We start from the raw sequence: 12,497 nt of genomic DNA on the forward strand, positions 1-12,497 counted from the left end.
CATGAATCAATTTAAGCCACAAATTAAAATTCCCGCCACTTATATGCGTGGCGGCACCTCTAAAGGGGTGTTCTTTAATTTAACCGATTTACCCGAGTACGCGCAGCAACCGGGTGAAGCGCGAGATAACTTGCTGTTACGTGTGATTGGCAGCCCAGATCCTTATGGTAAACATACCGATGGCATGGGCGGTGCAACTTCCAGTACCAGCAAAACCGTGATTTTAAGTAAAAGCGACAAAGCCGACCATGACGTGAATTATCTTTTTGGTCAGGTTTCTATCGACAAACCATTTATTGATTGGAGCGGAAACTGTGGCAATTTAACGGCTGCGGTGGGGTCATTTGCAATCAGCAACGGCTTAGTCGACGCGAATAAAGTGCCAGAGAACGGTGTTGCTGTCGTTAAAATCTGGCAGGCGAATATTAGCAAAACCATAGTGGCGCATGTTCCTATCAGCAATGGAGAAGTGCAAGAGACGGGCGACTTTGAACTGGATGGCGTAACTTTCCCAGCAGCAGAAGTGGTGGTTGAGTTTATGGATCCAAGCGACCCAGACGTTGATATGTTTCCGTCGGGCAACCTCGTCGATACGTTAACTGTGCCTGATGAAGGCACTTTTGAAGTGACCATGATAAGTGCCGGGATCCCAACGCTTTTCTTCCGTGCTTCCGATTTAGGTTATGAAGGTACAGAGTTACAAGAAGCGATTAATGGAGACTCCGCTGCACTAGAGCGATTTGAAAAGATCCGTGCTTATGGCGCAGTTAAAATGGGTTTAATAGGTCATATTGACGAAGCGAAAGTTCGCCAACATACCCCAAAGATTGCTTTTGTTGCACCAGCTAAATCTTATGCAGCATCGAGCGGTAAAGCGGTGGAAGCCAATACCATCGACTTAAACGTTCGTGCCTTATCTATGGGTAAACTGCACCATGCGATGATGGGCACAGCCGCTGTGGCGATAGCAACCGCGGCGGCAATTCCTGGCACCCTAGTTAACGAAGCCGCTGGTGGCGGTGATCTTAACTCCGTAACCTTTGGACATCCGTCAGGCACCTTAAAGGTTGGCGCGCAAGCACTAAAAGAGTCTGGCCGTTGGCAAGCTAAAAAAGCCGTTATGAGCCGCAGCGCTCGCGTGCTAATGGAAGGCTTTGTTCGCGTCCCAGAGGCGTAACGCCCACTAAATTAAAGGCTCTGTTCCCAAGAGCCTTATTCTCAATATAAGAAAACTCCCGAGTTATTGCTTGGTCGTGAAGGTGTGCCAGTCGCCTGGCTACGTCTGTGGTATCTATCAAGCGAACTCGTAATATAAAAAATCATAAGGATAAGATGATGTTTGAAGCTTTACTTTCTGTGGCAATCACAACCGCGGTGTTACTTGGCTCCCCCGGACCCGCGCCACTTGCTCTTGCGGCAGCTGGCGCCAGCCAAGGTGTGAAAAAAGGTTTCCCGTTCTTAGCTGGTATTTTGGCGGGATTGTTAGTAGCAGTGATCTGTGCGGCTACGGGAGTGGCTGGATTGCTGGTAAGTCAGCCTCAGGTGACGCTTGTGCTAAAGTGGCTTGCAGCGGCCTACTTAATTTATGTCGCCTATAAAATTGCAGCAAACAACTCGGCGCTTGGTAATACTGGCGCACAGTTACCTAGCTTTAAAGATGGGTTTATTCTTAACCTCCTTAACCCCAAAGCCTACGCGGCTTGCATCGCTATTTTTGCGACTGCTTCGGTGCCTGCAGGCTCAAATCTAGTTGCTACGTTACTTGCCGCTAGCGTGTGCTACGTGGTGGCGATAGTGGTCGACACAATGTGGCTGGCATTAGGAGGTGTGATTTTTAAAACACTGAATGATGAAACCATACTCAAGCGGATCCGAATGGGTTTTGCGCTGGTTTTAGTGGTGCTTGTTCTTTACGGTTTATTTGTCGTTTGAGGTTGATGGGGAGTCACAGTCATAGCTTTTAGGCTTGAATAGGTGTAACAATCTGAGTCACGCATTAGTCACTCAGAAGGGCCAATTATCGTCCCACTTGGTGAAAATAACGCCTCTATAAGTGATATTCGTGTTGAATTTTCGGACTCGACGCTTGTTTTGAGAACGTTAAGAGCGGGTGCTTTAACCTTGCGGTGTAGTCTATTTCTCAGGAAGAGTGGCAGTGCGTTGTTCCTTTGTATTCTATATAAAAAGCATTGCCGCAATAATAATGAAGCTTAAAGTGTGTATTTATGGAAAGTAAACCAAAGTATTTTCGCTGGCAACTTGGCAGGCAACAGTCGGGTTATCAAAAAATGTTACTAGCAACCGCGATGTGGCCAGTTAAGTTTGATATGTATTTACTGAAGTTTCCGACCGGATGCGAAGTACCACTGCATACCGATAAAGTCGTTTCAGGGAAACATTTCAGGCTAAATATAGTTTTAAAGCGGGCGAAGTCAGGAGGTGAATTTAAGTGTAAAGCGCCGCTTTATAGCAGCAGTCGCATCAAACTTTTTAGACCCGATAAATCAGAGCATTCTGTTTCAAAAGTAGAAGCGGGTACTCGAGTGTTGTTAAGTATCGGCTGGGTTCGTTAGCGCGACTAGCTCGGCAACTTGATAATAATGCATGTTCCGGAATTAGATTCTGTCTCACATTCAATTGCACCATTAAAATACTGAGTGACAATAGCGAGCGCAACACTTAGCCCTAAGCCCAAGCCTTTTTGTGTGCGATTACCGACGACAAAGGGATCAAATATTGTATCTTTGATTTCATGTGGAATACCTCCGCCGTTGTCGGTGACTTTAATCGTATATCCAAGCTTTGAGGCCTGAGCCGATATAATCACGCACGGGCTTTGTACTGAGTTATCAGTAAAGGCGTGGTAAAATACGTTTTCAATCACAGGTTGGAAAACCTGCTGTAACAACCTTTCAGGCGCGGTGATAGCAAGTGCCTCAGGTATGTCTAGGGTGATATCAATGTGTGGGTGTTGATTGGCAAGCTCACTCACACATCGTGTGATAAGTGGCTGTAAGTAAACAGGCTTTACCTCTCCTTCAAATCCAGTATTGGTGATTATTTTGAGCTTGTCGATAATACCAGTTATTCGCTCTGTACTATTGACGACGAGCTTGGCACAACTCTCGATATTTTCTATCGAATGTAATAAAGCAGACTTGGCGATTTCATTTTTATTGACCCTTTGTCTTACCCCTTCAACAAGCAAGAGCTGGTTACTTGAAGCTGTCATAGCGACGCCAATCGGTGTGTTAATCTCATGGGCAAGCCCCGGGATCAATCGCACCAGCGTTGCTGACTTTTCAGCGTTTATCAGGCGTTTTTGAGTCTCGCTGAGTTCACTAATCGCGTTATTAAGTGCTTTGTTTTTTTCGATTAACTCTTCAGTTTGGCTTTTTACCTCTGTATTTAGATAATCAATAATACTTTTACGGATGGCCGAACGAGAGTTGTACAACGCGATGAGACTAAGCAATAGCAAGATAAAACAAACAAACGCAGCGCCATAATAAGACTTTACCTTTTTATTGCTGCTTGCAAGGAGTGAGCTGAAATCCTGTTCTCTGCGTTCTAAAAAAGCATTGATATGGGTCATTATTTGTACTTTACTTTGTAGGTAAGCCTCGCTGTACAAAACCTTGAGGGCCTGCTGATTTTTCCCTGCAGCTACGAGTTCAAAGGCTTCACGCTCAAGTAACACGAGTGCTTCACTTTTATCCTCTGCACTTCGCAACATAGTTAATTCATCCGTAGAAACTCCGTTTTCTAATAATAATGTCAGCAGCGCTTTTGGTGCTTCTTTTTCAAATGGTGCTTGACCTTCTTTGACCAGCAACATATCCCAATAGACGCGGTGCAAATGCTTAGGGCGGGGGGAAGTGCCGCTACGGATCGTTAAGATCTCATCGAAAAATTGTTTAAACTTAGAGTTGCCTGTGGCGGCATAAGCCCGAGCCATCATGGTGAGTTGATCTGAGCTGAGTCTTAACTCTTGGGATAATCGAACAAGATTAAAATTTCTTTCTATTTCTTGCTCTTGCGCTTCTTTATTGATGAATGCCAAAAATGTGAACACTACAGAAAGAAAAAACAGCAGCATGGAGAGCGCTGATATATGGTAGAAGTACTTAAAGCTAAACGACTGACTTGGGTGGAGTATGTTGCTTTGACTAGCTGCCATGTATTCAACGATTTTGGACTCGAATACGTAAAGTATAGTTAACCAGAGCTCAGAATAACAACTTGTTCTCTAGCCGTTGTTATTCCAAGTTTTGGCTGTTTGATAGGCTTAGTCGAAGGTAAGTACGACTCTGCCGTTAATATCACTATTGAGCATATCGTCAAATACATGATTTATTTGCTCAAGTGGTTTGGTTTCAATAATGGCCTTTACCTTGCCCTCAGCGGCAAACTGCAAGCATTCAGCGAGATCTTGGCGGGTACCAACGATGCTGCCAACCACACTAATACCTTTAAGCACAGTATCAAAAATGGGAATAGGCATTTCTTCTGGTGGTAAACCAACGAGTACGCATGTACCGCCTCGCTTCACGCTGTTAAATGATGTGGTAAATGCAGGCTTCGAGACCGCAGTACAAACTACGGCTTGGACGCCCCCTAGTTTATTTTGCATCCACTCCGCGGGATCGCTGTGTTTGAAGTCGATACATAAATCGGCACCAAGATCTTTTGCCAGTGCTAATTTTGATTCGCCAGTGTCAACCGCAACCACATTCAGCCCCATCGCTTTGGCGTATTGAACTGCTAAGTGGCCAAGGCCACCGACTCCAATAATGGCGACCCAATCACCAGGTTTCGCTTTTGATACTTTGAGTGCTTTGTAGGTGGTGACGCCCGCGCAGAACAGAGGTGCTGCATCGACAAATGATAAGCCTTCAGGGATTTTTACCACATAGTTGGCATCGGCTTTACAGTACTGTGCGTAACCACCATCGACGGAATAGCCGCTATTTAACTGCTCCGGACATAAGTTTTCGTCGCCTTTGAGGCAGTGTTCACAATGACCACAGGCGCTATGTAGCCAAGGTACACCGACTCTATCACCAACGGCTAGGTGTTTAACATCGTCAGCTTTTTCGATAATTGTACCCACACCTTCGTGACCAGGCACAAGTGGTAATTTAGGCTTAACTGGCCAATCGCCATGGCAGGCGTGTAAGTCAGTGTGACAAACACCACAGGCGGCTATTTCAACGATGACCGACCCGTGAGTAAGTTGCGGTTTCTCAATTTCTTGAATTTCTAACGGTTGTTTAAATTGGTGCACTAACGCTGCTTTCATCTCTTTGCTCCTTGATTGAGTTGATAGTAGCTTAGCAGCTATAACTAGGAACAATTTGATCCGAAACAACGAATAAGGTGAGAGTAAACAAAAATGGCGAGCATAATGCCCGCCATTTGATTACTTGATTACAAAGAGTAGTGGGTTATTTTCTTCTACGTAGCAACGCCAGTGGTGCCGCTAGTAGTAACCAAAATAGTGAACCACTTGAAGAGTTTGATGGTGCCGGTGTCGGCGTTGGATCTGGAGTCGGCTGTTCTGACTCTTCATCCATTAAGTTTGTTACCTCGACCATAATTTTCGTAGGTTCAGATACATTACCACCGGTATCAGTCGCCACAACCTCAAGCTCAACGCTTTCTAGTCCTGAATCAAAGTCTAGTTGCTCGCTATTGGCGACAATGACCTCTCCCGATGAATTAACTGTGATTGCTGATGAAGAAGAAGCAATAACAATAAACTCGGAAACCGGGTTTGCAAAGTCAGATGCGTATTCAACCTCTAGCTGTCCAATAACAGTGTCTACCGCAGTATTTTCCTCGACAGAGAATGCCTGATCTGCGGTAATGATTGGTGCTTTCTTAGACTCTTCTGATGGAGAGACAACAACAGGCACCGCTCCATTACTTGATAGCATCATGAAGTCATGGTCGGAGAAAGTTAAGTTTGCTGATTCGCCAGGAGCTAGCTCTGTTACCTCATTACCAGCATCATCAACTAACATCGCTAAGCCTTCCGCTTCAGTTGTAGCTGCTTCCATCGCTGGTGCTTTTATCATAAAGCTATTTGCGAAAGCTTCATCTAATGAGTTAGAAGGGATTGGTGTCCAGGTTTCCTCTTCTGTGCGGAAACGAATTTTCGCTTCAACTCCAGTCGCGACTTGCTCGGCCGTAAGACCAAATGCGCCGGCACAACTGCTCATAGTGACGAAATTATTACCTGATGCAAAATGAATATTCGTAATTGAACCGCTTGCTGAGCCATACGGGTGAGTGAATGTAATAGCACTACCAGACAAGAAGTTGCCAAACCACTCTCGTTTACCGTTTTGAACTGTTACATCATAATTACCATCTGGAGAAGTTTCGCCTTTTGCTGGTAAATCAAAGTCGGCCATAAAGCCGCCCTGATAAGTGTGAATTATAGGCTGATTAGTAATCATAGTAGTAAACAGCATATAACCACTCTCACAGACACTTGCAGGAACTGAAAGCGTTTCCACTGATGCACCAATTATATCCAAGCGTTCACTATCGCCAGCTTCATCTTTAGCAACAGTTGGAGCAAAAAACGGCTCTAATGTAGCGGCACCAGTATTGGTTAATACGTGTCTAGCGCCCTTATCATCAACTACAGGCATGACTTGTGCGTTAGCGGCAGCCTTAGGTAGTACATGATAAACCAAGTGCAGCGCTTTTTCGTCGCCAGACATGAAGTTCAATGCGCCATCAAGCTCTAATGTTGTAAGGTCGTGTGTAGCATCCAAGAATGCCATGTTAGCAGAGTTTAATGTCCACTCAGGCAGTTTAGAAGGATCTATGGTTGCCGTAACTTCAAACGAAATGGTTTGTCCTGCTGGAATCGTTATCGACTCAGGATAAGTCATACTAAGCGCGCCGCGCTCAGCATCATCGGCAAAACGCTGCTCATAAGCTAGAGTATAGGTCTGCTCTTGATTCGAGAAGTTTTTAACGACTACCTTTTTGGTGATAGATGAGGTTTCTGATAGTGAAACCAAGCCAAATGACAGCGCCGCTTGCATCGTATCTTCAGCCCAAGCTGCAACAGGCAGGTTCGCTGCTTTTTCTACATCTACAAGTCCAGAGCCTATATAACTGATTGGTGCAAGCGCTGCATTTGGGTTTTGCGAACGAGGTTCAACGGTTACATCTAAGTTTGCGGAATTCATTAATGTCGCTTTTAACTCAAAGCCATTGCGGTTAGGCAATGCCTCCTTAAGCATACTCATGGCACCGGCTGTAATAGGGCCTGAGAATGATGTGCCGCTTGCCGGTGTGAGTCCATCACCAAGACCTGGGTGTGCAGTCATAATGCTAACGCCCGGGGCTGTGATTTCTGGTTTTAAGCGACCACTAATTGAAGGTCCGCGAGAGGTAAATGATGCAATCATGCCTTCTTTAAGGATGACTGTGGCGCTTACATTATAGGCAACATTGTTTCCCGCCAATAGTTGTTCTTTTAGTGCCTTACCTTGACTGTAGCTTAAACCAATTGTTGGTATTTCAATGCCAGGAGCACTTCCGCCAGGCTCGGTTGGGCCACCACCCTCGACATTGTTGATTATCATCACTAGTTTAGCGCCTTTCGCTTGGGCATTTAGCACTTTCTGAGTGAAATTACAGGCTCCTCGGTCAACAAGGACTGCTTTGCCTGTAAAATCCACATCGTCTGCAAAAGGATCACAAGCAACAGAGGTTGCCTCTCCTTTGTCGTTTTTTTCTGTTTCTACGAACGCCAGTGGTGTGGTTGTGCTGTCGAACTCAAACTCATCAAAGCCTTCTGGGTTGAAGCTTGCCGCACCTGCTTCAATTGTTTCTCCCATTAATGTTGCTAAAATCTGTTGACCTTTAATGACAGAGTGTTCCATTGCACCTACTGATAGTGCATTGTCAGTTGTACTTGGACCACCAACGATAAATGGTGTTGGGCCATCATTACCCGCTGAAATAACAACGTTAGTGCCAAGCATAACCGCTTTATCAATCAGTTCTTGAACGGCACCTGCGCGGTTATCACCAAAGTCTCCGCCTAGTGACATGTTTACGACGTCGACGCGGTCAGAAATATCGCCATCGCCATTTGGATCCATTGCAGACTCTAATGCTAGAAGCTGCGCTAAACCCGGGCAGCTATCATTATCACAAACTGAATAAACAAATAACTCTACATTTGGTGCGATCCCCGTTACTGAATGAGAAACGTGTGTACCATGGTTAGTGCCAGCATCAATCGGATCGGGATCGTTATTGATGAAGTCATATCCACCCAGAACTGAGCCTTGTGGCCAAGCGGGTGTATCGGCTGGATTACTTGCTGCAGCCTCATAAGCAGCGGCTGTACCTGCGCCACCAAAAGCTTTGTGTGTGTAGTCAATACCGGTATCAAGTACTGCAACACGAACGCCCTCGCCTGTCGCTTCCCCTGAAGCTACTAAAGGAGTTGCTTTTATGTAGTCTGCACTATCAGCTACGGTCAGTTTGTAATCATATACTGGTAATACAGAATCGACTTGCGGATTTGCAAGAAGTTTGTGAACTTCAGATTCTTCGCCATTAACAACAATAGCATTTGAGAGTTTGGATGTTTTGGCGACAACCTGCAGCGATTGACTTACTGAAGCAATTGCAGCTTCAACGCTTTGCTGAGACTGCTGAATACTTGATATCGCATTTTGAGCGGCAACGCCAGCCAAGTTTTGTTCTGCAATTGAAGGTGTATTTAATTTTACTAACCATGTAACGACGTTTTGAGTAGATTTCCTTGTCTGTTTGTTTCTTAAATCGGGATGTTGGCTTTGTAAAGAAGGTTTGTTTTCAAAGTTATATTGATCGTACGTAGCAGCGGTAACTGTAGAAGACGATAAAGCAGTCAATACAGCGATGGTGAGTGCTGACTTGTTTAGAGTTGACATCGGATTTCCCCATCAGACTTGTTATGGTTTTAATTGTTTTATTTACATCCTATTTCAGGAGTTGAACAAATATAGTTCCTTTTTGGGTGTCATTTCAACTTTTTGTTACGAAAAATAGAATTTAATTTGTGGTTGTTTTTATTAAAAGGTTAATTTTTACTGTGTTTTTAATAGCTTTCAGTGATGTAGATACTTACTCTTGCTAGGAATGAAATTATGATGGAGCGTACTGTTATGGATTTTATGGATATATTTTGTTCAAATCATTTATGTTAAGTCGTCAACGTTTTCTGCAAACGGATGCAGCTTCATAGCACTAATTTTGGTGTATAAAAAGTATTTATTAACACTTTTTATCAGGCTGTATGAGATCGCTAGGCCGCACTAAAGGCTACTCTTTACTTAACTATTTGAATACGTGAGTATGGTAGTAGGTTGAGGTTTTTATTGCACTGATAACAGTAACCCCCTCGTTATCGTTTAGTCGTTTGAGAATTAACTTAATTGACCTTAAGATATGGAGATTCAAATGTTTAATTAAGGAATTACATGCTTAGACTCTCGGTAAGTGAAAGCGTACACCTTAGCAAGTTTGTTACTATGGAAAGTACTGCAGACAACAGCCAATTCATAATAAGCAATTCGCTTTCGACTCACCAATCTCAATTCGTTGATACCGATTTACGCTATTTAACTATCCATTCGGGTAGTGAAATAGTTGGCTTTATTATTTTAGCTATTGACCCAGATCGAAAAAGTGTTGAGTTTCGCCGTATCGTGGTTGCCAAAAAGGGACTGGGAATAGGGCAAGAAGCGATAAAACAGATGGAAAAATACGTGTTAGAAGAGTTGCGTATAACACGTATTTGGCTGGATGTTTTTGCAGATAATACGCGAGCACAGCATATATACCAAAAGCTTGGATATCAGCAGTTCGATACGATGCCTTTCGACAATAGAGTCCTGTTATTATTCGAAAAGCACTTACACTAATGTCTAAAACAAGTAACGAAAATTATCAAAATTGGTTAGCTGTATATGGGCGGTTAGTGGACTTCTCACCCGAGGATTGGCTTCTTATGGCTCCGTATATAAAAATCGGCCATATCACAGCCGATACGATACTATTCGAACAGGGTGAGAAAATCTCGAGTGTTTATTTCTTATTAGATGGATATGGACGTTATTTCTACCTAGATGAAAAGGGCAATGAACGGAATAAATCTTTGCTACAAAAGGGCGGGGCATTCTCTTGTTTATCTTGTTACCTGGAAGCACAGCCGAGTCCATTTTCAACGCAAGCGCTAACAGACTGTGTTATTGCCGAAATTCGCTATGCTGACTTAGTCACAATATCTGAGCAAAACCTCAACTGGGGACGGTTTGTGCGCAAGATTTATGAGCAGTTGGTACTTAAAAAAGAGAAGCGAGAAGCGGCGTTACTTCAGTTAAGTGCGAAGGAAAGGTACTTACGCTTTACCCAAGAAAATCAAGCGTTAAGCCGTTCGGTTGCTTTGCGTCATATCGCGATGTACCTTGGGATCACGGATGTATCACTGTCGAGAATTAGAAAAGAGCTTGGCTTAACATAGGTTAAGGCACAGCAATAAAATTCGCATTACCTTATCTCTAATTATTGTCCTAAAGATAAGGAATAACATCATGAAAAAGTTACTGCCTCCTATTTTACTGTTTTTATTTGTCATATTGATGCCTGTGGGGTGTTGGTTGGCTGCAGCGCCACATTTTATTTATTACCCTTTCAATCTATTAGGGTTAGTACCGATTGCTTTGGGGTTTGCACTGGCCAAGTCGGGCAGCACGATATTCGCGAAGGAAGAGACCAATATTATGACTTTCAATAAGCCTGATAAATTGGTGGAAGTTGGGGTATTTCAATATACCCGCAACCCCATGTATCTGGGCTTTGTCATTGCATTACTAGGCTATGCTGTATTGACCGGTGGTGCACTTGTGTCATTTTTGTTTGTGATTACTTTTTTACTTATCGCCGACAGATGGTACATTCGGTTTGAAGAAAAAATGATGGAACAAACTTTTGGAGATGCGTATTTACGCTATCGAGGTCGAGTGCGTCGCTGGCTTTAAATTCCAAGCATAGATGAGGATAAAATGGTGCAAGATATTGATTATTCAAAATCCCTACAAACAATTGTTGGAAAAGTAATTAGAGTGTACCAATCTGGAGACATGCTTACTCAAGACCACCAACCTCAGCGACTCAATATTGAAATAAACGATGCGCAACAGGTCGTGCGGATGTGGTGGGGATAGTTCCACCCAGTTTGTATATTGATTGGCGAAGGCGGTGTATTTGGTCCAGTTAAAGTATTTCTTTCCGGCAAGCTATTTTGAGTAAATCTATTTGAAGGAGCTATGATGTCACACTCAAGTTGTAATTCGGTCCAATCCCCTTGCATCAGAAAGTGTTGTTTGGATGATAAGGATGTGTGCTTGGGGTGCTTTAGAACGTTGGATGAGATTACCAGCTGGACAAGTTACAGCGAAGATGAAAGGCTTGAAGTCTTAGCGCATTGTACTAGGCGCAAACGACAATATGCTCAAAAATATAAAGGAAATTAAATGAAATTGATGATTGGGACCGAACCAACTTGGTCATCAAGAGCGCTGTTATGGGCAAACTATTTCCAATCTCGAATCATCAATAGAGACTTTTAAACTGAAATTCTATTGATGGTTTTTCACGTATAAAGTGCCCAGAAGATTTATTTTTCCATATCACCCAAAACCTGAAGTATCCATGTTGATAAACTTGAAACTTAACACTAACAAATAGTTACATTTTTGGTTGAAAAATACCTATTTATTGCCTTTACTTAAACTTCATTCTGTAGACAACTTTATATTCATATAGATAGGGAAGTTAGTATGAGACATGTCCACACAAAATTATCTGCTTTGTTTTTCTGTACAGCTCTTGGTGGTTGCGGATTAACACCTCAAGAAGCTGGGGTTGTTGGGGCGATAGCTGGGGCGAGTGGTTCCTACCTGTCTACCCATACAGTTACAGGTGAAGTTTATCAAGTTTATTACTTAGGAGTGTTTGATCCAATAAATCAAATTTCTCCCACATTTTACAGAATAACGGTTAGAGGCCAGTCTAATCTACTCAGTGACATGAAATTTGCTTCGGGTTGGGTTCCTGCGGAAGCGATTGATACGTTAACCAGTAAAGTGGAAATGACAAACCAAGGGTTAAGTGCAGATGCTAAGGGTGGGACTCAAGTAACCAGTGCTAGGCGAAAGTTCGTATTAATGGGGCCTGAAGGGGTTAGAGAGGGCCCTGAAAACCACCGTCTCGTTATCGTTATGGGATCCACACCTCACAATTTCTTTTCAGCTATCGATAGCGCGATGGGAGATTTACTAAGTTTTGAGCAGACCAAAGCAAGTGATCCGATCAACCGCCGCTTGATGGACGAACTTTTGTCTATAGCGCAAGAAAGACAGCTACTCGAAGGCTTTTGCCGCAACTCACCTAGTTTATGTGCAGAAGGATAG

Annotated in this window: 12 protein-coding genes; 9 read left to right on the forward strand and 3 right to left on the reverse strand. The window is 43.5% G+C overall.

Going from position 1 to position 12,497, the window contains the following annotated elements; translation table 11 throughout:
- The first annotated feature begins 1 nt into the window (after position 1).
- The 3 genes from prpF to CWC29_RS20620 all read left to right on the forward strand — a co-directional run bounded on the left by prpF (position 2) and on the right by CWC29_RS20620 (position 2,573).
- A complete protein-coding gene (gene prpF, locus CWC29_RS20610; protein WP_138523436.1) occupies positions 2-1,177 on the forward strand; it encodes a 2-methylaconitate cis-trans isomerase PrpF in 1,176 nt (391 codons plus the stop codon).
- A 155-nt stretch (positions 1,178-1,332) separates the two neighbouring features.
- Entirely contained in the window at positions 1,333-1,932 is a 600-nt protein-coding gene (locus CWC29_RS20615) for a LysE family translocator (RefSeq protein WP_235956702.1), read from the forward strand.
- Between the two features lie 293 nt (positions 1,933-2,225).
- Positions 2,226-2,573: a 2OG-Fe(II) oxygenase family protein gene (locus tag CWC29_RS20620; protein WP_128727535.1), complete on the forward strand. Its 348-nt coding sequence runs from the start codon at positions 2,226-2,228 to the stop codon at positions 2,571-2,573.
- A gap of 5 nt (positions 2,574-2,578) precedes the next feature.
- Here CWC29_RS20620 and CWC29_RS20625 read toward each other — a convergent pair whose 3' ends face one another.
- The 3 genes from CWC29_RS20625 to CWC29_RS20635 all read right to left on the reverse strand — a co-directional run bounded on the left by CWC29_RS20625 (position 2,579) and on the right by CWC29_RS20635 (position 8,954).
- Positions 2,579-4,180 (reverse strand): sensor histidine kinase, encoded by a 1,602-nt coding sequence (locus CWC29_RS20625; RefSeq protein WP_128727534.1) that lies wholly within the window; start codon positions 4,178-4,180, stop codon positions 2,579-2,581.
- A gap of 108 nt (positions 4,181-4,288) precedes the next feature.
- Positions 4,289-5,302, reverse strand: coding sequence for an alcohol dehydrogenase AdhP (adhP, locus tag CWC29_RS20630; protein ID WP_128727533.1), 1,014 nt, complete (start codon positions 5,300-5,302; stop codon positions 4,289-4,291).
- 145 nt (positions 5,303-5,447) lie between these two features.
- Positions 5,448-8,954 carry a S8 family serine peptidase gene (locus CWC29_RS20635; RefSeq protein WP_138523434.1) on the reverse strand — a complete coding sequence of 1,169 codons (3,507 nt, stop codon included), beginning with the start codon at positions 8,952-8,954 and terminating at the stop codon, positions 5,448-5,450.
- A 549-nt stretch (positions 8,955-9,503) separates the two neighbouring features.
- On the opposite strand from CWC29_RS20635, the gene CWC29_RS20640 reads away from it, so the two are divergent.
- From CWC29_RS20640 to CWC29_RS20665, 6 genes are all read left to right on the forward strand, one after another.
- Positions 9,504-9,947, forward strand: a complete 444-nt coding sequence (locus CWC29_RS20640) for a GNAT family N-acetyltransferase (protein ID WP_128727530.1) — start codon at positions 9,504-9,506, stop codon at positions 9,945-9,947.
- An 86-nt stretch (positions 9,948-10,033) separates the two neighbouring features.
- Positions 10,034-10,546, forward strand: a complete 513-nt coding sequence (locus tag CWC29_RS20645; protein WP_235956703.1) for a Crp/Fnr family transcriptional regulator — start codon at positions 10,034-10,036, stop codon at positions 10,544-10,546.
- A 70-nt stretch (positions 10,547-10,616) separates the two neighbouring features.
- Entirely contained in the window at positions 10,617-11,063 is a 447-nt protein-coding gene (locus CWC29_RS20650; RefSeq protein ID WP_128727528.1) for a methyltransferase family protein, read from the forward strand.
- A gap of 24 nt (positions 11,064-11,087) precedes the next feature.
- Positions 11,088-11,249 (forward strand): I78 family peptidase inhibitor, encoded by a 162-nt coding sequence (locus CWC29_RS24035; protein WP_128727527.1) that lies wholly within the window; start codon positions 11,088-11,090, stop codon positions 11,247-11,249.
- A 105-nt stretch (positions 11,250-11,354) separates the two neighbouring features.
- A complete protein-coding gene (locus CWC29_RS20660) occupies positions 11,355-11,558 on the forward strand; it encodes a DUF1289 domain-containing protein (RefSeq protein WP_128727526.1) in 204 nt (67 codons plus the stop codon).
- A gap of 306 nt (positions 11,559-11,864) precedes the next feature.
- Positions 11,865-12,497: a hypothetical protein gene (locus CWC29_RS20665; protein WP_128727525.1), complete on the forward strand. Its 633-nt coding sequence runs from the start codon at positions 11,865-11,867 to the stop codon at positions 12,495-12,497.

Origin of the sequence: Pseudoalteromonas galatheae (genome assembly GCF_005886105.2) — a bacterium.
Lineage (GTDB): Bacteria > Pseudomonadota > Gammaproteobacteria > Enterobacterales > Alteromonadaceae > Pseudoalteromonas > Pseudoalteromonas galatheae.

Bases quoted from the DNA above. Each gene is read 5' to 3' on its own strand.
- CWC29_RS20660 (WP_128727526.1), top strand. From the start codon at position 11,355: ATGTCACACTCAAGTTGTAATTCGGTCCAATCCCCTTGCATCAGAAAG.
- CWC29_RS20615 (WP_235956702.1), top strand. From the start codon at position 1,333: ATGATGTTTGAAGCTTTACTTTCTGTGGCAATCACAACCGCGGTGTTA.
- CWC29_RS20645 (WP_235956703.1), top strand. From the start codon at position 10,034: ATGGCTCCGTATATAAAAATCGGCCATATCACAGCCGATACGATACTA.
- CWC29_RS20635 (WP_138523434.1), bottom strand. From the start codon at position 8,954: ATGTCAACTCTAAACAAGTCAGCACTCACCATCGCTGTATTGACTGCT.
- CWC29_RS24035 (WP_128727527.1), top strand. From the start codon at position 11,088: ATGGTGCAAGATATTGATTATTCAAAATCCCTACAAACAATTGTTGGA.
- prpF (WP_138523436.1), top strand. From the start codon at position 2: ATGAATCAATTTAAGCCACAAATTAAAATTCCCGCCACTTATATGCGT.
- CWC29_RS20650 (WP_128727528.1), top strand. From the start codon at position 10,617: ATGAAAAAGTTACTGCCTCCTATTTTACTGTTTTTATTTGTCATATTG.
- adhP (WP_128727533.1), bottom strand. From the start codon at position 5,302: ATGAAAGCAGCGTTAGTGCACCAATTTAAACAACCGTTAGAAATTCAA.
- CWC29_RS20665 (WP_128727525.1), top strand. From the start codon at position 11,865: ATGAGACATGTCCACACAAAATTATCTGCTTTGTTTTTCTGTACAGCT.
- CWC29_RS20625 (WP_128727534.1), bottom strand. From the start codon at position 4,180: ATGGCAGCTAGTCAAAGCAACATACTCCACCCAAGTCAGTCGTTTAGC.
- CWC29_RS20620 (WP_128727535.1), top strand. From the start codon at position 2,226: ATGGAAAGTAAACCAAAGTATTTTCGCTGGCAACTTGGCAGGCAACAG.
- CWC29_RS20640 (WP_128727530.1), top strand. From the start codon at position 9,504: ATGCTTAGACTCTCGGTAAGTGAAAGCGTACACCTTAGCAAGTTTGTT.